9 protein-coding genes are annotated in these 21287 nt (G+C 73.9%); 5 read left to right on the plus strand and 4 right to left on the minus strand.

Translation table 11 applies throughout. The features are described from left to right. Nucleotides 1-51: 51 nt before the first annotated feature. The 3 genes from ccrA to OHU34_RS01555 are packed head-to-tail and all read right to left on the minus strand — an operon-like array spanning nt 52 to nt 13752. A complete protein-coding gene (gene ccrA, locus OHU34_RS01545) occupies nt 52-1281 on the minus strand; it encodes a crotonyl-CoA carboxylase/reductase (RefSeq protein WP_142270609.1) in 1230 nt (409 codons plus the stop codon). Nucleotides 1282-1283: 2 nt separating this feature from the next. Continuing rightward, complete coding sequence (locus tag OHU34_RS01550) at nt 1284-5162, minus strand: type I polyketide synthase (RefSeq protein WP_405764176.1); 3879 nt, start codon at nt 5160-5162, stop codon at nt 1284-1286. After that, a complete protein-coding gene (locus OHU34_RS01555) occupies nt 5155-13752 on the minus strand; it encodes an amino acid adenylation domain-containing protein (protein ID WP_405764178.1) in 8598 nt (2865 codons plus the stop codon). The genes OHU34_RS01550 and OHU34_RS01555 overlap by 8 nt, the downstream gene beginning before the upstream one ends. A 425-nt stretch (nt 13753-14177) precedes the next feature. Here OHU34_RS01555 and OHU34_RS01560 point away from each other — a divergent pair, with 425 nt between their 5' ends. Together OHU34_RS01560 and OHU34_RS01565 are read left to right on the plus strand one after the other, a co-directional pair. Next, complete coding sequence (locus OHU34_RS01560) at nt 14178-15470, plus strand: phthiocerol/phthiodiolone dimycocerosyl transferase family protein (protein WP_200840136.1); 1293 nt, start codon at nt 14178-14180, stop codon at nt 15468-15470. Nucleotides 15471-15523: 53 nt separating this feature from the next. Beyond that, on the plus strand, nt 15524-16042 hold the full coding sequence (locus OHU34_RS01565; protein WP_142270554.1) for an RNA polymerase sigma factor: 519 nt from the start codon (nt 15524-15526) through the stop codon (nt 16040-16042). Nucleotides 16043-16461: 419 nt separating this feature from the next. Here the strand turns inward: OHU34_RS01565 and OHU34_RS01570 are convergent, their stop codons facing one another. Then, nucleotides 16462-17112, minus strand: coding sequence for a LuxR C-terminal-related transcriptional regulator (locus OHU34_RS01570; protein ID WP_230194483.1), 651 nt, complete (start codon nt 17110-17112; stop codon nt 16462-16464). A 423-nt stretch (nt 17113-17535) separates the two neighbouring features. On the opposite strand from OHU34_RS01570, the gene OHU34_RS01575 reads away from it, so the two are divergent. The 3 genes from OHU34_RS01575 to OHU34_RS01585 all read left to right on the plus strand — a co-directional run bounded on the left by OHU34_RS01575 (nt 17536) and on the right by OHU34_RS01585 (nt 21215). Further along, on the plus strand, nt 17536-18783 hold the full coding sequence (locus OHU34_RS01575; RefSeq protein ID WP_230194484.1) for a helix-turn-helix domain-containing protein: 1248 nt from the start codon (nt 17536-17538) through the stop codon (nt 18781-18783). Between the two features lie 443 nt (nt 18784-19226). Beyond that, complete coding sequence (locus tag OHU34_RS01580; protein ID WP_405764180.1) at nt 19227-20129, plus strand: hypothetical protein; 903 nt, start codon at nt 19227-19229, stop codon at nt 20127-20129. Nucleotides 20130-20453: 324 nt separating this feature from the next. Continuing rightward, nucleotides 20454-21215, plus strand: coding sequence for an isocitrate lyase/phosphoenolpyruvate mutase family protein (locus OHU34_RS01585; RefSeq protein ID WP_405764182.1), 762 nt, complete (start codon nt 20454-20456; stop codon nt 21213-21215). The last annotated feature ends 72 nt before the right edge of the window (nt 21216-21287 follow it).

The raw sequence follows: 21287 nt of genomic DNA on the forward strand, positions 1-21287 counted from the left end.
CGGAGGGGCGGTGGCCGGGCCGGCCGTCGGACGGCCCGGCCACCGCACGCTCTACTCCGACGCGTTGACCAGGACCGCCATGTTCCCCATCGGGTGACGGTTCTCGTGGATGAGTTGGTGGGCCAGACCGATCTCCTCGAAACCGAAGGTCCGGGACAGGCACGGGTCGATGACACCCTGGTCGATCAGCCGGGTGATCTCACGGGCCTCGCGGGCGCAGGCGGCGTGCGAGCCCTGGAGCCGCTTCTGCCGCATCCACAGGAACCGCAGGTCGACGTCGCCGTTGTAGCCGGTGGTGCCGCCGCAGATGACGACCATGCCCGCGTTGTCGCACAGATAGACGGAGGTGGGGACGGTGTCGGCGCCGGAGTGCTCCAGCACGATCCGGGGGCTGCGCCGCTCGCCGAGGACGTCCCAGAAGCGCCGCCCGAAGGCCCGCGCCCCGGACAGCCAGCGGCTCATCGCGGCGTCGTCGGAGGTGTCGGGCATCCGACCCCAGTGGTCGAAGTCGCGCCGGTCGATCCAGCCCTCGGCGCCGAGCCGCATGCAGAACGCGCCGCGCTCCTCGCTGGAGACGACGGCGACCGGGATGCCGCCGACGTGCCGGACGAGCTGGATGGCGATGCTGCCCAGGCCACCGGCACCGCCCCAGATCAGCACCGGGTCGCCGGGCCGGACGGTGTGCGGGTCCCAGCCGAACAACTGCCGGTAGGCGGTGGCCGCGGTCGCCATGTAGCAGGCGGCGGCCGCCCAGGACAGCCGGGCGGGCTTGGGGTGGCACATGTAGTCGTCCACGACCACGAACTGCGCGAAGGAGCCGTAGTTCTCCTCGTAGCCCCACACCCGCTGGCTGACGGACGCGGCCGGGTCACCGCCCAGGCGGATGTCCTCGGCCGACTCGTCCCAGCGGCTGGCGAGCACGACGACCTCGTCCCCGAGCCGAACGCCCCTGACGTCCTCTCCGACGGCCCACACGATGCCCGACAGGTCGGAGCCGCCGATGTGGAAGTCCTCGACCGCACCGGCCTTCTGCCGGGCGGCGATCACGTCGAGCGGCTTGCCCAGCGCCGCCCAGACGTTGTTGTAGTTGACGCCGGCCGCCATCACCTTGACCAGCACCTGGCCACGGCGGACCGGCGGGACGTCGACCACCTCGGTGCGGAACGCGTCGACGGGCTCCCCGTAGCGCTCCCGGCGGATCAGCGAGGCGTACATCTTCCTTGGCACGGTGCCCGGTTCGGGCGCGTCACCGAGTTCGTAGAGGTCCTGGGGTGCGGTCACGGTCATGTGGGGTCTCCTGGACGGTCGGGGCCCCCGGGGGGCGGAACGGCTACGGGCGCGGTGGGATCGGCGGTGCCGCGCAGTGCCTTGGCGACCGCCGTGCCGATCAGGGCGAGGGGTTCGGGTTCGGTCATCTCGTAGTGCCCGCACGGCACCCGGTGGTCGTGCAGGGTGCCCCGCACCTGGGCCCGCCAGGCGTCCGCCTTGCCGGGGAGTACGGCAAGGTCGCCGGCGAAGTCCGTGGCCGGTTCGTCGTCGGCGCTGAAGAACAGGACGTCCCCGTGGAAGACACCGGGCTCGAACCGGGGCGCGAGGCGCAGGTTGTTGCGCATGACGTCGGCGACGGCGGCGGCCTGCGCGCGGTCGACCGGAGAGCCGGCGGGATCCGCCGTGACCTTGGCGTCGATGCGGTCCAGGACGGTCGCCACCGCGGGCGGTTCGCCGTCCGAGGGCACCGGCAGGCCGGCCACCCGCGTCAGCAGGGCCGCCACCTGGCGCTCGGCCGTCCCGGCGTCGTACGCGCCGGCGTAGGGCTGCGGGGCGTCCAGCATGGCCAGGAGTTCCACCCGCTCCCCCTGTTCCTGGAGCGCGCAGGCCATCGCGTGGGCGACGAAGCCGCCGTACGACCAGCCCAGCAGCCGGTAGGGGCCGTGCGGCTGGACCTCGCGGACCAGGTCGACGTAGGAGGCGACCATGGCCGGGGCGGAGGGTGCGGGCGGCCGGGTGCCGTCGAGACCGGCGGCCTGGATGCCGTACACCGGCTGGTCGCCGCCGAGGTGGGGCAGCAGGCCGGTGTAGCGCCAGGAGACGCCGGCGCCGGGGTGGACGCAGAACAGCGGTGCGGCGCCGCCCTCGCGGCGCAGCGGCAGCAGGGGGGCGAGGGCGTTCGCGGTGCCGCCGGACCGCTGGTCGTCGGTGTCCTCGGTGGCGGCGAGGACCCCGGCGACGGTCGGCTCGGCCAGGAGGGTGGCGGCGGGTACGTCGAGCACTCCGGCCCGGCGCAGCCGGCCCGCCAGCAGGACGGCCCGCATGGAGTCGCCGCCGAGGTCGAAGAAGTTGTCGTGGACGCCGATGCCGCCGATGCCGAGGGTCTGCTCCCACAGCCGGACGACGGCCTGTTCCCGCTCGGTGCGCGGCGGCACGGCCTCGGTGGTGAGCCGGGGCCGGGGTGCGAGGTGCGGTTCGTCCCGGACCGTGTCCGGGGTGTCGGACGCGGTGGAGCGGGCGCCGGGGGCGTCGATCCAGTGCCGGCGCCGTTCGAAGGCGTACGGCGGCAGCGGCACCGGCACCGGCGTGCCCGGCACCGGCGGGAGCGCGGTGTCCGCACCGGCGCTCCACAGCCGGCCCAGCGCCTCGGCGAGGACGAAGCCGTCGCGGGCGTCGGCCTTGGCGTGCCGCATGGTGGTGACCGTCACCGGTGTGTCCGGGTCCAGCTGGGCGGTGGCCAGTCCGGTCAAGGTGTCCGCCGGTCCGATCTCCACCAGGACCGGGCGCCCGCGCTCCCACAGGGCCGTGATGGCGTCGGTGAACCGCACGGTGCGGCGGGTGTGGTCGAGCCAGTGCCGGACGGAGGTCGCCTGGGCGTCGGTGATCCAGGTGCCGGTGACGCTGGTGACGAACGGGATGCGGGGCGGGCGCAGGGTGACGCCGCGCAAGTGCCGCTCGTACGTCTCCAGCACCGGATCCAGGACGTGGGAGTGGGCGGCGGCCGGTATCCGCACCCGGCGGAACGGGAGGTCCCGGCGGGCGAGTTCCCGCTCGAAGCGGGCCACGGCCTCCTCGTATCCGGCGACGGTGCAGGCGGCGGGCCCGTTCACCGCGGCCAGGGACAACTCCTCGTCGAGCAGCGGCAGTACCTCCTCGGCCGGGGCCGCCACACTGACGGTCGCTCCGCCCGCCCCGCTGATCAGCCGGATCCGTTCGGTGACCAGGGGCAGCATGTCCGCGAGGTCGATGACCCCGGCCAGGCAGGCCGCCGTGTACTCGCCCAGGGAGTGGCCGATGAGCGCGTCGGGGCGGACCCCGGCGGCCATCAGGGTGCGCGCGAGGGCGTATTCGGTGACGACCAGGCCGAGAAAGGTGGCGGTGTGGTCGGCCGGTGCGCCCTCGAAGAGGGAGGTGCGCAGGTCGGTGCCGAGGACGGGGCGCAGGACGCGGGCGCATTCGTCCACGGTGTCGCGGTAGACGTCCTGGTCGCGGTACAGCTCGGCGCCCATGCCGGGGTACTGGGTGCCGCCGCCCGGCAGCAGGAACGCCACCCGGGCGGGTTCGTCCGGCACGGCCGGGGTGGCGGGAGCGGCGGCCCGCAGGGCGGACAGGGCCTCCTCGCGGGAGGCGGCGCTGACCGTCAGGCGGTGGCGCAGGGCGGGGCGGGCGGTGCGCAGAGTGTGCGCCACGTCGTCCAGGCGCAGGCCCGGGCGGCGTTCCAGCTGGCGGGCGAGGGCCTCGGCCTGGCCGCGCAGGGCGCCGGCGGTCCGGGCGGACAGCGGCAGCACCAGGCGGCCGCCTTCCTCGGGGGCGCGCGGCGGTACGGGCGCGGGAGCGGGGGCCTCCTCCAGGACGACGTGGGCGTTGGTGCCGCCGATCCCGAAGGCGCTGACAGCGGCCCGCCGGGGGTGGCCGGCGGCGGGCCAGTCCTCCAGCGCGGTGGGGACGCGGAACGGTCCGGCCGCGAAGTCGATGAGCGGGTTGGGCCGGTCGAAGTGCAGGCTGGGCGGGATCTGCCGGTGTTCCAGGGCGAGGACCGCCTTGATGAGCCCGGCGATGCCGGCCGCCGCGCCCAGATGGCCGATGTTGGTCTTCACCGAGCCCAGCGCGCAGTAACCGCGCCGTCGGGTGGACTCCCGGAACGCCTCGGTGAGCGCGGCCACCTCGATGGGGTCGCCGAGGCGCGTCGCGGTGCCGTGCGCCTCGACCAGGCCGATGCTGTCGGCGTCCACCATGGCCTGGGCCTGCGCGGCCAGCACGACCTCGGTCTGTCCGGCGGAACTGGGCGCGCTGAAGCCGACCTTGCGCCGTCCGTCGTTGTTGACGGCACTGCCCCGGATCACGGCCCGGACGCGGTCGCCGTCGGCCAGGGCGTCCGCCAGCCGTTTGAGGACGACCGCGCCGACGCCGTCCCCGGAGGAGGTGCCGGCGGCGTCCGCGGCGAACGCCCGGCAGTGTCCGTCGGGCGAGAAGGGCCCGTCGGGTACGTGCCGGTAGCCGAGCGCCGCCGAGGGGTTGAGGGAGACGGCGGCGGCGAGGGCCGTGTCGCAGCGGTGGTCGAACAGGTCCTGGCAGGCGGTGTGCACGGCGACGAGCGCGGTGGAGCAGGCCGTCTGGAGGGACACGCTGGGGCCGGTCAGACCCAGTTCGTAGGAGATGCGGGGGGCGAGGGTGCCCAGGGAGTTGGCGGTGGCCGCGTGCACCAGCTCGACGGATCCGGGCTGTCCGGCGTGGCGGGGGTGGACGTGGGCGGGGTAGTACCGGCTGTCGCCGGCGCCCGCGTACACACCGAAGGTGCCGTGATCGGTGCCGGGTGCGAGGCAGCCCGCGTTCTCCAGGGCGTGGTAGGCGGTCTCCAGCAGCAGGCGCTGCTGGGGGTCGACCACGGCGGCCTCGGCGGGCAGGTAGCCGAAGAATCCGGAGTCGAAGCGGTCGATGCCCTCGACGACGGAGGCCATGCGGATCAGCGACGGGTCGTCCAGGTCGCGCGGGTCGCCGCCGGCGGCCAGGAACTCCTCGTCGGTGACGGGTCGTACGGCTTCGCGGCCCGCGGCCAGGTTGTCCCAGAACGCGTCGAGGTCGTCGGCGCCGGGAAACCGGCCGGCCATGCCGATGACGGCGACGGCCGGCAGGTCCTCCTCCGGTGTGTCCAGCGGCCCGTTGGTCTCATGCATGGCCTTGGCCCTTTCCGTTCCGTGCGGAGCGGCGGGCCCGGGCCGCTCGCTGCCGTCGTGCCTGTTCCTTGGCCCGGTCCAGCCCGCTCGGCGGGTCCCCGACGGCGTCCGTCGGAGCCCCGGGGGCCGTCGTACGGCCGGCGAGGTGGCGGGCCAGGTCGCGCACGGTGGGGTGCGCGAACAGGTCGACCACGGTCAGCTCGCAGCCGAACTCCTGGTTGACGGCGCTCTGCGCGCCGACCAGGAGCAGGGAGTTGCCGCCCAGGTCGAAGAAGTTCTCGTCCCGGCCGACCCGGTCGCGGTGCAGCACCCCGCACCACAGCTCGGCGAGCCGCTGTTCCAGGGCGTGGATCCGTCCCCCGGTGTCGTCGGCGGCCTCCGGCCGTTCGGCGCTGCCGGCGGCGCGCAGCACCCAGGGGGCGACGCCGGCGGCGTCGGCAGCCGCCCGGTGCAGGGCGCCGAGGTCGGCGCCCTCCTCCAGCGCGACGCGGGCGGCCAGCCGCCGTACCTGCCGGGCCGGTTCGGCGACATGGCTGCGGACCCAGGGGGCGGTGCGGTCGGCGCCGATCAGCAGATGGGGTTCGTCCAGGGTGCGGGCGAGGTCGAGGGAGCGCAGCGCGGCGGCCGCGTCCAGTACCCGGTAGCCGCGTGCCTCGGTGAGTGCGGTGAGGCCGTACCCGCTGCTCATGCCCCGCTCGTGCCACATGCTCCAGGCCAGGCTCTGCGCGGGCAGGCCCCGGGCGCGGCGGTGCTGGGCGAGCGCGTCGAGGTAGGCGTTGGCCGCGGCGTACGCGGTGTTCATGGCGCCGCCGAACCAGCCGTTGACGGAGGAGAACAGCACGAACGAGGTCACCGGACGGTCCGCGCTGACCCGGTGCAGGGTCCAGGCGCCGTGCGCCTTGGCGTCCAGCGCCGAGCGCCAGGCGTCCGGGTCCAGGTCGCCGACCGGCCGCTCCACGAGTGCGCCGGCCAGATGCCAGACCGATGTCAGCGGGACGCCCCAGGCCTCGGTGGCCCCGTCCACCGCCGCCCGCACCTGGTCCTCGTCGGTGACGTCGGCACACGCGTAGCGCACGTCGCCCAGCTCCCGCAGCCACTGGTGCGTTCCGTCGTCCTCGGGCAGCGGACTGCGGCCGAGAACGAGCAGGCGGGCGCCGGGGGTCGCCAGCAGGTGGGCGGTCAGCGCACCGCCGACTCCGCCGAGCCCTCCGCTGACGAGGTGGAAGCCGTCGGTGGCGGGCGGCTCCCTGCGGTCGGGCGCCTCGGGCAGCGGGGCCAGCCGGCGCACGTGACGCCGTCCGCCGCGGTGGGCCACCTCGGTGTCCACGGGCTGCTGCGCGGCTTCCGCCGTCACGAGCGGTACGGGGTCGGTGTCCCGTTCGACGTCCAGGTGGACGCAGCGCAGCCCCGGTGACTCCTCCCGCAGCGACTTCAGGACCGCGCCGGCCATGGCCTGGGCCGGGGAGGGCGCTTCGTCCGCGCCGACCGCCTGGGCGTCCACCGTCACGTGGAGCAGGTCCGCCGGCCGGGTGCCGAGCGCCCGGGCGAGCGCCAGCAGGGTGCGGGCGGCCGATTCGTCCGGGGCCGCGTCGCCGCCGTGCGGGGCGGTGAGGTGGACGACGGCGTCGACCGGCCGCTCGTCGGCGGCCAGGTCCCGCAGCAGCGCCGTGTGGTCGGCGTCCTCGGCGGGCCGGATCCGGTAACGGGCGGCGTCGAGGCGTTCGTAGGACGGTCCGTCCGTGGCGACGGTGCAGCGGGCGCCGTCGGCGCGCAGGGCCCCGGCCAGGCGGTCGGCGAGGCCGTGGGTCCCGGGGCCGTCGCAGGCCAGGACCAGGGTGTGCCGGCCCGGCGGCAGGACGCGCGGGGCGCGAGGGGCGGCCGGCTGCCACACGGGCTTCAGGAACCAGTCGGGGAGGGTGGCGGCGGTGCCCAGCAGCAGGTGAGCCTCACGGACGGCGTCGTCGAAGTCTCCCGCCTCGAAGCTCTTGCGCAGCTTGGTCCGCTGGATCTTGCCGATCTCGGTCTTGGGGATGTCGCCGGGGCCGACCGGGACCAGGAAGGCGGGGCTGACGCCGATCTCGCGGGTGACCTTGCCCGCGATCTCCCGCAGCGCTGCGGCGCGGTCGGGGACGGGGGCGAGGTGGAAGAACAGGGCGAGTTCGTCGGTGGCGGCGGACGCGTCGGAGCGGACCGCGCAGGCCGCGGTGAAGCTGCGGACCACGGCGGGCAGTTCCTCGACGCAGGTCTCGATCTCGTGGCTGTAGTGGTTGACGCCGTTGACGATGATGACGTCCTTGGCGCGGCCGGTGATGAACAGCTCGCCGTCGCGCAGGAACGCCAGGTCGCCGGTGTCGAACCAGCCGTCGTCGGTGAACGCCTCGGCGTTGGCCGCCGGGTTGTCGTGGTAGCCGCCGGTCACGGAGGTGCCCCGGACCTGGAGCCGGCCGGCCTCGCCCTCGGCGAGCACGGTGGTGTCCTCGCCGACGACGCGCATGGCGAAGCCGGGGTAGGGCAGGCCGCAGCTGACGAACGTCTCGTCGGTGCCGGGCGGTTCGGCGGGCAGCACCGCGTCCGTGACCACCGAGCAGGTCTCGGACATGCCCCAGCCGGGGTGCATCACGTCCTGCGGCAGTCCGAAGGGCCGCAGCGCGTGCAGGAAGCCGCGGGCGGCGGCGGCCACGACGACCTCGCCGGCGTTCATCACCAGCCGCATCGGGGTCAGGTCCCAGTCGCGGTCCGCGAAGCGCGGGGCCTGTCCGGCGAGCAGCCCGAAGGCGAAGTTGGGGGCCCAGGTCACGCTGACCCGGTGCCGGTGAGCGAGGTCCATCCAGCGCGGCGGGTCCTGGAGGATCCAGGAGGTGGGCGCGTGGATCTGCCGGCAGCCCAGATAGAGGTCCCGCAGGTGGAACATGACGACGCCGGTGACGTGGTCGAGCGGGATCCAGTTCAGGGTCACGTCGTCGGCACCGAGTCCGTTCATCGCCTCGGTGGCGGCGGAGCGGGCCAGCACGTTGCGGTGGGTCAGCCGCACGGCCTTGGGCAGGCCGGTGCTGCCCGAGGTCATCAGCATCAGGATCAGGTCGTCCGGCCGCGCGGCGTACCAGTCGCGGTCCTCGGGCGCGTCCCGCAGGGCGTCGGCCGTGCTCAGCCGGAGACCGGACCCGCCGTCGCGGCCGATCCGGTCGCGCAGACCCGCCTCCAGCGCGGGCGAGCAGACGATCCAGGGCCGGCCGAGCATCCGCCAGATGCCCTCCAGTTTGGTGAGGGCGGCCGAGGGGGTGTCGTAGGAGGCGGGCACGGTGAGCGGTACGGCGACGAAGCCACCGAGGATGCAGCCCCACAGCACCGCGAGGAAGTCCTCACCGGCGTCGCACTGGAGGATCACCTGGTCGCCGGGGCGCAGTCCGGCACGCCGGAGTCCGGCGAGGACCCGGGAGGCCTCGGGGACGAGGGAGGCGTAGTCACGGCGGGTCTCGCTGCCGTCGGGGTGGACGTGCACGATGTCGCCCCGCGCGTGGTCGGCGGCCCGTACCAGGGCCTGGGCCCAGGTGGCCACGGTGGGTTCGGCCTGCTCGGGGCCCTCGCTGAGGGCTGGCCGTGTCCCGGCCGCCCCACGGGTGCCGCCGTCGGACGCCGGCGCGGCGCGGCGCGGGGCGGCGGCGTGCCTGCGGGCCAGTTCCCGCGGGGTGTCCTCGACCACTGCCTCGGCGGCGCCGACACCGGTGACGCGGGCGAGGCGCTGTTGCCAGGCCCCGGCGGCGGCGCGGTCGACGGCGGGCAGGGCGGTGAGGGCGGCCGGGTCGAGGGCTCCGTCGGCATCGCGGGGCAGGGTGCTGACGGCGGTGACGCCGACGGTCGTGGTGCCGGTGCGCTCCAGCAGGCGTTCGACGGCCTCGGTGGCCTCCGCGCGGCCCGGTACCACGAACAGCCGGGGCGGTCCGCCGTCGGCGGCGGGCAGCGCGACGGCGTCGCGGATGCCGGGCACGGACCGGGCCGCCTCGGTCAGACCTGCGGTGTCGGGGCCGGGTGCCTCGGCCGGTGTGCGCGGCGCAGGCGCCGGGAGCGCGCCGAGCCGTACGTCCGGGTCGGCGCTCACGGCCGCGAGCAGCCGGCCCAGCGAGCGGGCGAACTCCTCGGCGGTGGACGGGTCGTACAGGTCGGTGGCGTACTCGATGTGCAGGTCCAGGCCGTCGGGGATGCCGTCGGCGGTGTGCCGTTCGAGGACGTCCACGAAGAGGTCGAACTTGGCGGTGCCGGTGGCGGTGGGCCGCAGCAGCGTCGGTTGCCCGTCGAGGCGGAGCACGGCGGGCTCGTTGTTCTGAAGGGCGAGCATGACCTGGAACAGCGGGTGCCGGCCGGGCCTGCGGGGCGGGTTCAGTTCGTCGACCAGCCGGTCGAAGGGCAGTTCCTGGTGGCCGAGCGCGGCCAGGTCGCCGGGCCGGACGCGGGCCAGCAGTTCACGGAAGGCGGGGTCGCCCGAGGTGTCGGCGCGCAGCACCAGGGTGTTGGTGACCAGGCCGATCAGATCGTCCAGGCCGGGTTCGGAGCGCCCGGCGACGGGGACGCCCAGCACGATGTCCTCGCCGGCTCCGCAGCGGGTGAGCAGGGCGCTGACGGCGGCGTGCAGCAGCATGAACAGGCTGCTGCCCTCGCGCTCGGCGAGGCCGGTGAGGTCGCGGTGCAGGGCGGCGGGTACGTGCTCGGTGACATGGGCGCCGTCGCGCGGTGCCGTCGGCCGGGGCCGGTCGACGGGCAGGGTGCACTCCTGCGGTGCCGCTGCCAGCGCCTGCCGCCAGTGCGCGGTGAGCCGCTCGGCATGTCCCGTACCGTCCGGCCCGGGGGCGAGCAGGGCGCGCTGCCAGAGCGCGTAGTCCGCGTACTGCGCCGGGGGCGCGTCCCACGCCGGGGCGGCGCCCGCGCGGCGTGCCGCGTAGGCCGTGGTCAGGTCGTCGGCGAGGGGCCGCAGGGACCAGCCGTCGGCGGCGCTGTGGTGCAGGAGGAGCAGCAGGGTCCGGTCCTCACCGGTGCCGAACAGCCAGGCCCGCAGGGGAGGTTCGCCGGTGAGGTCGAAGCGGTGGCGGGAGGCCGCGGCCAGGTGCGCGCCGATCTCGTCGGCGGGGCAGTCGACGGCGGGCAGCGGCGGGCGCGGCCCGCCGGCCGGCAGGATCCGCTGGTACGGCGTGCCCTCGTGGTCGGCGAGCACCGTGCGCAGGATCTCGTGCCGATCGGCGAGGTCGCCCAGCGCGGCACGCAGCGCCTCGGTGTCGGCGGCGGCGCCGAGCGGCACGACGAGGGGGATGTTGTACGTCGCCGTGGAGCCGTCGAGCCGGTTCAGGAACCGCATGCGTTCCTGGGCGCAGGACAGCGGGACGCGCTCCGGGCGGGGCCGCTCGCCGAGTGCGGGCCGGCCGGGAGCCGTGCCGGGGCGGCCGTCGAGGAGCCGGGCGAGGGCGGCGGGCGACGGACCTTCGAACAGGGCGGTGATCGGCACGTCGGTGCCGGACCCGTGGCGCAGCCGGGCCAGCAGCCGGGTGGCGAGCAGCGAGTCGCCGCCCAGGTCGAAGAAGTCGGCGTCGATGCCGACGGTGTCCCGGGGCAGCTTCAGCACGTCCTCGAACAGGGCGCACACCAGCGCCTGTTCGGTGCTTGCGGGGCGGGCGCCGGCTGCCGCACCGGTGAGGTCGGGTGCGGGCAGCGCGTCGGTGTCCAGCTTGCCGTTGGCGGTCAGCGGCAGGGTGTCCATGAGCACACAGGCGGCGGGAACCATGTGCTCGGGCAGGTGGGCGGCCGCGTGGGCGCGCACCTCGGCCGCGGCGGGCGGTCGTTCACCGGTGGTCACGAGATAGGCGACGAGCTGCTCGGCGCCGTGGTCCGCACGGCGCACGACGACGGCGGCGCGGGCGATGCCGGGGTGCTCGGCGAGGACGGCCTCGATCTCGCCGGGCTCGACCCGGAAGCCTCGCAGCTGCACCTGCCGGTCGGCGCGGCCGAGGTGGTCGAGGGCGCCGTCGGCGCGGAACCGCGCCAGGTCGCCCGAGCGGTACATGCGGCTGCCGGGCGGGCCGTGGGGGTCGTCCAGGAAGCGGTCGGCGGTCAGTTCGGGGCGGTGCAGATAGCCGGGGGTCACCCCTGCGCCGGTGACGTACAGCTCGCCGACGGCGCCCGGCGGCACGGGCCGGCCCTGCGGGTCCAGGAGGTACACGCGCAGGTCGGCGAGCGGGGTGCCGACGACGTTGCCCCGGCGGGGGTCCGTCAGGTCCTCCGGGGTGAGGCGGTGGTGGGTGACATGCACGGTGGTCTCGGTGATGCCGTACATGTTCACCAGGGCCGGCCGGTCGAGGCCGTGCCGGGCGGTCCACGGACGCAGCCGTTCTGGACGCAGCGCCTCCCCGCCGAACACGACGTAGCGCAGCGCTGCGGCGGTGGGCTCCTCGTCGGCGTCCACCAGTTGTTCGAAGGCGGACGGTGTCTGGTTGAGGACGGTGACGCCCTCGTCGTGCAGCAACCGCAGGAAGTCCCGTGGGGAACGGCTGACGGTGTACGGCACGACGACGAGCCTGCCGCCGTGCAGCAGGGCGCCCCAGATCTCCCAGACGGAGAAGTCGAAGGCGTAGGAGTGGAAGAGGGTCCACACGTCGTCGGCGCCGAAGTCGAAGTGCTCGGCCGACGCGGCGAACAGCCGGACCACGTTGGCATGCGGGACGGGCACGCCCTTGGGGCGGCCGGTGGAGCCGGAGGTGTGGATGACGTACGCGATCTGCGTCGGGCCGGTCGGTCCGCCGCGGTCGGCGTCGGTCAGGTCGGCGGACGGGCGCGCGGCGAGGTCGGCGGTGACGGCGGGCTCGTCCAGGACGACGGTGGTGACGTCCCCGCCGAGGTCCGCGGCGAGGCCGCCCTCGGTGACCAGGAGGACGGGCGCCGCGTCCGCCATGACCAGGCGCAGGCGTTCGGCCGGGTGGGCGGGGTCCAGCGGGAGGTAGGCGGCTCCGGTCTTGAGGACCGCCAGCAGGGCGGGCAGCAGCCGCGGGCCCCGGTGCAGCGCGAGGGCCACCGTCCGGCCCGGTCCCGCGCCGCGTTCGACGAGCAGCCGGGCCAACCGGTTGGCCTCTTCGTTGAGTTGCCCGTAGGTGAGGTGTGCGCCCTCGTGGGTGACGGCGATCCGTCCGGGCCGGGCGTGCACCTGCCGCTCGAACAGTTCGGTGAGCGTGCCGGTGACCGGGAACTCGCGTACCGGCCGGCCGCGCGGGTGCTCGCCGGGCAGCAGCAGGTCCAGATCGGCGAGCGCGGTGGTGGGCGCCGCCTGCGCCAGCCGGCGCAGCAGCGCGAGGAACCGTTCGCCGTGCAGGGCGAGTTCGTCCGCCTCGTACAGGTGGGGGTTGGCGTCGAAGGCCAGCCAGAGGGCGCCGGGCAGCGTGCCGGGCCGGACGTTGATCTGGAGGTCGTGCACGGCACCGCCCGACAGGTGGTGCCAGGTCGCCGTGCTGCCGGCGAAGTCCAGTTCCTCGGTGAAGGGGACGATGTTCAGCACGGGTCCGTGCAGGCGGCGCCCGGTGCCGATGAGGCCGAGGTCGCGGCGGATGAACTCGCCCCGGTACTGCTGGTGCCGCCGTAACGCGGCCTGCTCGTCGGCCACCGTGCGCGCGAACTCCGCCAAGGGGGTGCCCGGTCGGGCGGTGACGCGCAGGGGCAGCACGTCGGAGGCGGTGCCCGGGGTGCGCAGGGCGGCGCTGCCGAGCCGGCTCATGGTGGCCATGCCGAGGACGAGGTCGTCCGTGCCGGTCATGCGGTGCAGGTAGACGGCGAGAGCGGTGGCGAGCAGGTTGGCGCGGGTGATGCCCAGGCCGGCGGCCGCGGCGGACAGCGCCTCGGCGTCCAGGGGGCCGAGTTCGACGGTGTGGCGCAGGAACGGGGCGCGCGGCGGGGCCGTGCGGCGGGTGAGGCGGGCCGGTTCCGGCAGGTCCGCCAGGCGGCGGGTCCAGTGGTCGCGGTCACGGTCACGGCGCTCGGAGGCGAGGTAGGCGGCCTCCTCGGTCCGCAGCCGGCCGACGGGCGCGAAGCCGCCGGGGCCGGGGTCGCGGCCCTCGGCCAGCGCGTTGTGGACGTCGGCCAGGCGGCGGCCGAGGAGCTTGTAGCTGTAGCCGTCGAGCAGGAGGTGGTGGGCCCGCAGCAGCCAGATGTGTCGGTCGGCGGCGAGGGTGAGGAGGGTGTGCGCGAACAGCGGGCCCTTGTCGGTGTCCACCGGGGTCCGGAGGTCCGCGTGGATCACTTTCCAGGCGGCGGCCTCCGGGTCCGCGGCGTCGCTCACGTCGACGCGGTGCAGCGGCCAGTCGTCGGCGTCCGGTGCCGGACGGCAGCGGGGGCCGTCGTCGGTGTCGAGGAAGCGCAGCGCGAAGGTGCCGGCCTCGCCGACCGTGCGGCGCAGCGCCGCCTCGAACAGAGCGGTGTCCAGGCCGCCGTGGATCTCCACCGCCTCCGCGGTGTTGTACGCGGCGCTGTCGGGGGCGAGCCGCTGCGCGTACCAGAGGCCTTCCTGGGCGCCGGACAGCGGTCGACGTTCGTCCTCGGGGAGAGACTCCTCGTGGAGTGACATAGCACAACCCTCACGTGGCAAGCCGTAACGGCCCGGCCGGAAAGAGCCCGGTCGGTCTGACAAGGAAGCGGCCCCGGCCCACCGGGCCGGCATTCACGACCGCGCTCCGGGGACGTGGCCGTATCTCGGCCCGCCGCCGGTTCACGAGGTCTTCACGCTGGGGCCTCCGGGCGAACCCGGTCAAGCCCGATCCGGCCCCGCGGACGGAATTCAGGTTTTTCCCTAAAGAAAGCGGGTTCCGGGATAGCCGCGCCCGCGACGAACTTTAGGGAAAACACGAGACTTTCCCCGGGCGCACCGCATCGGCTGGATTCGCACCGGCCCGACCGTGCACTCTCGAAAGGACGTTGAGCCGGATCCGCGGCGCCGACCGATGGTCGGCACGCGGCTTCCGGGAATGAGCGGACGAAAAGAGGGCCTGGGTCATGCGCCGTGCGTTGTGTCCGGTAGAGACGCTGTACGTCGGGCAGCGAAGCCGAGCGGTGCTCTCCTGCACCCTGCGCGGCCGTCTCGACATCGAGGCGCTGTCGGCCGCGTTCGACACGGTCACCGAGGCGCATCCGGCGCTGCGGACCCGCATCGTCCCGGAGGGCGAGGGCTACGCGCTGGACCTGCTGGACGAGGCCGCGCGCCCCCGGCTGAGCACCCGGACCGGCGCCGCCGAGGACGCCTACGCCACGGAGCTGAACACGCCTCTGTCCGTCGGCGGGCCCCTGAGCCGGGCGGTCCTGGTGAGCACGCCCGAGGGAGACGGCCACCTGTTCGTGCTCTCGGTGGACCACACCGTCGTCGACGGACACAGCGGCATCGCCCTGCACAACGAGATCTGGGAACGGTACCGGGCCCTGGCCGAGGGCGAGGAGCGGCCCGGCGCCGTGGACGGCACCCCCGGCTGGGCGGTGCCCGTGAGCGAGTTGCTGCCCGAGGTGGACGAGGCGGCGACGACCGCGTACCTGGCGCGGCGCGTGGACGAAGCGCGCCGGCACCCGGTGGAGCTGGTGGCGTACGACGTCACGGATCCGTCCGCCGTCGAGGGCCGTATCGAGGTGTGCCGGCTGACGCTGGACGAGGAACGCACCGGCCGGCTGCGCCGCACCGCCCGCACGGCGGGCGTGACCGTGCACGCCCTGGTCGCCGCGGCCCTGCTCACGACGGCGCGCCGGCGTCTGCCCGGCGGGGAGCCGCGTGCCCTGCGCTGCCTCTCCCCCGTCGATCTGCGTTCGCGGCTGTCACCGCCGGTGCCCGCCCTGGTGATGGTGCCCGCCGTCACCAGCCACCTCCAGGCCCTGGACGTCGCCCCGGAGTCGGACCCGGTCGAGCTGGCCCGCACCGTCCACTCCCGGCTCGGCGACTTCGTCGCGGGTGACGGCCCCTACCACGAGATGCGGATCACGCCCGAGATCCCGCGCAACCCCACGCTGCAACTGGCGACGGTGATCGCCACGAACATGGGCGTCGTCCCGGGGCCCCGGCTGCCGGAGGGCCTGGAGGCCACCGACGTCCGGCTGGTGCCCGCACGGGAGCAGTACTTCCCGGCGGCCGGGCGCAGCCCGGTGATGGCCTGTGTCGTCTCGTTCGAGGGACGGCTGGCCATCGAGTTCCCGTACTTCACCGCCTGTTTCAGCCCGGAGTTCGTCCGGGCCTTCCGCGACGGGGTCGGTGCGGTGCTCGACGCCTGCGCCGCCGCCGTCGAGCCCGTCCCCACGGCGGCGGGCTGAGGCGGCCCACCGCACCGCACCTCACCGGCCACCGTAAGGAGCCCTGCGCCGACATGAGCAACGTCAGCGACATCCCCACGCCCCTGGCGCTGCTGCCGCGCGCCCAGGCCGGCGACGAACAGGCCATGAACCAACTGCTGACCGGGATCGTCCCGTACGTCGCACGACTGTGCCGGTCCATCACGCACGACGACGGCGCGGACGCCACGCAGGAGGCGCTCCTCGCCGTCTACCGGGGTCTGCGCACCCTGCGGGAGCCGACCGCGTTCTACGGCTGGGTGCGTTCGGTGACGGTCCGCGAGGCCGTGCGCACGGTGAAACGGGCCGGTGAGGAGGGGCCGTACGAGCGGGTCGAGCCGGGGCAGGAGGCGAACCCGCTGGACGCCGTGCACATCAGCGATGTACTGGACCGGCTGTCCATGTCCCACCGGCAGGTCCTCACCCTGCGCGCCTACGGCCTCAACGAGGAGGAGATGGCACGTGTCCTGTCACTGCCGGTGGGCACGGTACGGTCCCGGCTGCATCGCGCCCGACTGCGCTTCCGGGAGGCCTGGCAGCCCTCGGCGGCTTGACGCCCGTCCTGTGGACCCTGCCGTGCCCGGAGGCAGTGCCTTGCGGCCGAGCCGAGCGAAATCCGCCGCGCGCGGACGCGCGGCGGAGGAGGCGGTCCGTGCGGAGTGTCCGGGCGTGACGGCGACGCGGCGGGACCGGGGAGAAGGGTTCTGGAGCCCCGGCGGGCGGCAGGCGTCCCGTCGCGCCGCCCGGCACGCCCGTACTCCGCTTCCGCCCGGAGCCCGGCTGCACGCCCCACGAGGAGGCCGGCCGGCACTCCCCCGAACGCTTCGAGCAGGTGCACGACGGAGCACGCACCGGACCTCGCCCCCGACGGGCGCACGGTGCCCGCCGGGGCCCCGGGACGGACGCGACGGTGGCCGTCGGCGGGATCGCCCGCCGACGGCCACCGCCCGCCGTGTGTCCCCCGTCGTGCCCGTTACTCGATGAGCTCCGGCAGTACCCGTGGGGGCCACTGGCCCGGCGCGAACAGCCCGAGCGCGTGGGCGCGGGCCACCAGGGCGGGCCGGTTGGGAGCGTCGAAACGGCGCAGCAGCAGGCGTACGCGGTATTCGACGCCCTGACGGCTCAGGTACAGGCGGCCGGCCAGCTGCACGGTCGACGCACCACCCGCCACGCCCTCCAGGACCTGCACGTCGAGTTCGCTGAGCGTCAGTTCGCGGGGGTACGGCTCGCCCGCCGCCCCCAGAGGGCTCAGCAGGAGGGCCAGTCCGGCCGGCCCGGTCGCGCCGGTGACAGCTGTCCCCGTCAGGTCTGCGACGAAGACACGGCCGCTGTCGTGCCGGCCGGCCACCCGCTCGGTGAACCAGCTCGTGCGGCCCTCGGAAAGGTCGGTGAAACGATGGCGCAGCACCTCGGGCGTGCCTGCCCGGAGCAGATCGCTCAGCGTGCGGTCGCATATCTGGCCGGGGCTCGCCCCGAACTGTGCCGCGAAATCGGCTTCCGCGGCCGTGATGGTCATGCCCTTCAGACATACATGGGCCGTGTAGGTGCGGCGGCGGTTCACGCCGGCGCCCGCCTTGACGACGGTGGTGGATGAGGCGGTGATGCTTGGGGTCACCACGGACATACCGTCTTTCCCTCTGTACATGGGGGTTTCGATGCACCCCGCCCTTTCCGGCAACCCCGCGAGACAACGTTGTCCACGCGTCACTTTCGCGCGGCCGCCACCGGGTCGGGGCGATATCACATCAGGTCGGCAACTCGGAGGCTATGGCCGGACAACCCGCCTGGCAAGTGTTTGCCTATCCGGCCGTGCCCATTGCCAACTCTTTTGGCCATGGGGCAATTTCAGCCAAACAGGGTCCCTGCCCGGCCGTTCCGAAACTCGGTACGCAGGGAGCCATGGCAAATGACAGGAGAAACCTCGCGTGCGCAACCGTGTTGCCCCCATTGCCAAGCCTCCCTAAAGTATGGGCAACTTCCGGACGCGGCCTCGAAAACACGGGGCGATCAGAAGACTCAAAAGGACCTCAGGGGATCAGAGGGCGAAATGCTTGCGCAGCCGCACTTCGGCCGGCAGCTGAGGAAGCTCAGGCTCGAGCGGGGCTTGAGCCAGGCCGCGGTCGTCGGTGAGGGCATGTCCACCGGATACCTCTCCCGTCTGGAGTCGGGCGAACGCCGGCCCACCGAACGAACCGTCAGCTATCTGGCACAGCAACTCGGCGTGGACGTCACCGCGTTGACCGAGCCGCGCGCGGGCGGTTGCCTGAGCCGCGCGCTCGCCGCCGCGACCTCGGCACCACCGGGCACGGACAGCGCCACCGATCTCCTCCAGGCGGTGCGCGACGACGAGCACGACGACCCCTTCGGCCGCTGGCAGGCGCTGTGGCTGCTCGGCCGGATCAGCGGCGGCCAGGGAGACTTCGAGCAGGAGCGCGGTCATCTGCGCGAGCTGATCGAACTGAGCGAACTGATCGCGGCACCCGACCTCAGGGTGCGGTCCCATGTGCAGTACGCGCGCTGTCTGTACGCCCTGGGCAAGGCACGGGCGGCGGAACCGGTCGCCGTCAACGCGCTCGCCGTCGCACGCGCCGAGCGGCTGCCGGCCGCCGACGTCATGCCCGCCCGGACGGTCCTGATCGCCGTCGAGACCGGGCTCGGCCGACTGGAAGCGGCCGAGCGCCATGTATGTGAGCTGGAGAGCGAGTTGCTGCCCACGACGTCTCCCCAGGCCACCGCCGAGGCGTTGTGGACCGCCTCGGTGGTCGCCGATCGGCGGGGCGACCACCGGACCGCTTGGTCCCGGCTGGAGCGGGCGCTGGCCATGCTCCGGGGCGGCGACGACCTGATCCTGTGGACCCGGCTGCGTACGGCGGCGACGGCCGCCGCGCTCCAGATGTCACCGCCGTGCGTGGCGGCGGCGGAGCGGTGGCTCGGCGAGGCCGACGTGGTCCTCGAACTCATCGGCACCCCGATCCAGTTGCAGGAGGTACGCGCTCTGAGGGCCCATCTCGCCTTCCACCAGGGCCGGTTGGACGAGGCCCGGACGCTGTGCGGCGCGTTGCCGCCGGACGGCAAACTCCGGCTGCCGCACGGGGACCGGGTACGGCTGGCGGTCCTGGAGGGCCGTCTGATGATCCTGGAGGGCCGGGTCGACCAGGGGGTCGCGGCCCTGCGTCGCCTCGGGCAGCAGGCGACGGACGCCCACAACCTCGATCTGGCCACCCACGTCTGGCGGTCCCTGGCCACCACACTGGCCGACGTACGCTCCCCGGGCGTCGGAGGCGCCGTGCGCTAGGCGCCGTCCCTCCGGTCGGACGACAGCGAGACCGTGGTCCCGAGTGGCGGGTCCGCTCCGGCACGGCAGGCGTGGGCCACCGGGCCACCGGGCCACCCGCCGGGGCCACGGGGTCCTCTACGGCAGGTTCGACCAGGGACGGATCGGTGTCGCCCGACTGCGTCGTGCACCGGCCGGAATGACGTTGTCGAGGGCGGCGGACGGCGCGGTCAGCGAGGAACTGGACGCGGACCCTGTGGCATCGGCACCGGTGCCGTGATGTCGGTGGTGGAGGCCCCGGTCAGGGGGTCTTTCGGAAGGCGATCCGACCGTGGCGTGCCACAGCCCGGGAGCCCGGGGGCATTGCCTCGCCGACGGTGCTGCGGGCACCCTGGAGACGGAATCACGGGGGTGAGCCGATGAGCCACTTGGCACTGCCACATCCAGCCCGCTACACGCCGTCCATGCCCCGGCAGCAGGACCAGGAACCGGTGAGCCCACGGGACCACAAGGTCCGCGTCCACCGGCACTGGCCCGACAGTCTGCTCGACGAAATGAGTCCGGCACCCTTCTTCCTGGTTGAGACCTGGGGACCGCATGACAATGCCGGAGACCTCGCCTCGTGCACGCCGGAGACCTGCCGTCGTTGGGTCGAGGCCGCTCTCGCCTACGCCGGCGCCGTAGACGCAGTCAGCGCTGAGTTGGTGGCAGCCCACCAGGGCGTGGGGTCCGTCCCACGCTGGAGGTACGTCGCCGAGCGCCGCGCCCTGCGAGCCTGGGGGAGGGTGCGAGTGCGCTACGAACAGACGGTGCGGGAGGCCGGCGAGGCCTACCAGCCGGTCAGCCGGGAAATCTGGCATGCGGTGTGGGCCGAGCACGACCGGGCGGGCTTACGGGCACGGGAAGATGCCCGGGAGGAGGCGCAGGCCCGACGGCGGGCAGCGGAGCTGGCCGAACGGCCGATCTGGGGCTGGTCGGTGGTGACGAGGAAGAAATGGAGCACCGCGTATGTCTTCCGGCACGACGTCCCCCACAGCGACGAGCGCGTGTCGGCCACCCGACAGGACAGGCCGTGTGTCAACCTCCCGGAGCTGCGGCAGGCCCTCAGGGACCTGCATCCGGACCGGCTGCACTGGGACGACGCCGCGCTCGCCGAGACGGAACGCGAGTTGGGCGGTGTGAGCTTCGAGCGCTGCTGGCGGGAGCTGTTCGGCGAGGATCACGCCACCTTCACGTCGCTTCCGCCGCCTTCCCCGCCAACCCGGCGCCCCACCGACCGGGGCAACCCGAGTGGCGGCAGCGCCACCAGCGGCACGGGCGGCTATGGCAGCGGATTCAGCTCCGGCGGCTCCGGCGGCGGGTACTGACGCAGACACCGGATCGCAGCAGCGGCAACCGTTCGCAGCCGAGCGGGAGGTCACCACCGCGCACCCTCCGCCAGGCAGGGCAGGACGGACGGGGAAGTGCATCATGTCGATCAACATGCGTCGAACAGCAGAGATGGAGACGACCAGATCTGCCCACTGATCGTGGTCGAGGAACTCCTGTTCCTGCGCCATCACCGCAGGCAAGCCCGCGCCGTCACCGAAGACGGACCGGGCTTGAGTGGTGGGACCAGACTGCGTCTTTCCGTCACCGGGCGGCGTCCCGCCGGCACGTTATTTGTGGCATCCAGGTGTAGCGTCCCTGACATGGACTTTCGCACCACTGTTGAACGCGCTCAACGCCTCAAGCAGCTGCACTCCGAGTACAAGCCGCTCGTGCTGCCGACCGTCTGGGACGTCTGGTCCGCGCGGACGGCAGCCGCCGTCGGGTTCGCCGCGCTGACGGTCGGCAGTCATCCGCTCGCCGACTCCCGGGGAGCCGACGACCACGAGGGGCAGACCTTCGAGGAAGTGCTCACCGTCGTCAGGCCGATCATCGCGGCGGTCGACGTCCCCGTGTCCGTGGACCTGGAGGCAGGATACGGACAGAAGCCCGCGGATCTCATCGCCGGCCTCATCGAGGTCGGCGGCGCCGGTCTCAACATCGAGGACACCGTCCACTCGGACGGCGGCCGCATGCGCAGCACACAGGAGCACGCGAGCTACATCGCCAGCCTGCGCGCGGCAGCTGACGACGCCGGAGTTCCGGTCTGGGTGAACGGGCGCACCGACCTCTTCCTGCACGCGAAGGACGCTTCCGGCGTCCTCGACGAGGCGATCGAGCGACTGCGGGCCCTGGAGCAGGCCGGCGCCGACAGCGTCTACCCGGTGGGTATTCAGGACGACGACGACCTGCTCGCGGCGGTGACTGGCGCCGTGGCCGTTCCCGTGAACTCCACGGCCCATCCCGTCAGGCACGATCTTGAGCGCTTCCGCCGTCTGGGCGTCGGCCGGATCACCTACGGCCCGCTGCTGCAGTTCGCGATGACGGATGCGATGAAGAACGTGCTCGGGTCGTGGGCGCCCTGAGGAGCTGATCGAGCGACGGGGCCGGCCGTCGGCGTCCTCTACCTCACGGCGGAAGTGACGCGTTGCGCCCGC

The sequence above is a fragment of the Streptomyces sp. NBC_00080 genome, from assembly GCF_045041255.1.
Classification (GTDB): domain Bacteria; phylum Actinomycetota; class Actinomycetes; order Streptomycetales; family Streptomycetaceae; genus Streptomyces; species Streptomyces coriariae.

What these genes read in the sequence shown, in the direction of transcription:
- OHU34_RS01555 (WP_405764178.1), bottom strand. Translation starts at nt 13,752, where the DNA reads ATGTCACTCCACGAGGAGTCTCTCCCCGAGGACGAACGTCGACCGCTG.
- OHU34_RS01560 (WP_200840136.1), top strand. Translation starts at nt 14,178, where the DNA reads ATGCGCCGTGCGTTGTGTCCGGTAGAGACGCTGTACGTCGGGCAGCGA.
- OHU34_RS01580 (WP_405764180.1), top strand. Translation starts at nt 19,227, where the DNA reads ATGCCCCGGCAGCAGGACCAGGAACCGGTGAGCCCACGGGACCACAAG.
- OHU34_RS01575 (WP_230194484.1), top strand. Translation starts at nt 17,536, where the DNA reads ATGCTTGCGCAGCCGCACTTCGGCCGGCAGCTGAGGAAGCTCAGGCTC.
- OHU34_RS01565 (WP_142270554.1), top strand. Translation starts at nt 15,524, where the DNA reads ATGAGCAACGTCAGCGACATCCCCACGCCCCTGGCGCTGCTGCCGCGC.
- OHU34_RS01585 (WP_405764182.1), top strand. Translation starts at nt 20,454, where the DNA reads ATGGACTTTCGCACCACTGTTGAACGCGCTCAACGCCTCAAGCAGCTG.
- OHU34_RS01550 (WP_405764176.1), bottom strand. Translation starts at nt 5,162, where the DNA reads ATGCATGAGACCAACGGGCCGCTGGACACACCGGAGGAGGACCTGCCG.
- OHU34_RS01570 (WP_230194483.1), bottom strand. Translation starts at nt 17,112, where the DNA reads ATGTCCGTGGTGACCCCAAGCATCACCGCCTCATCCACCACCGTCGTC.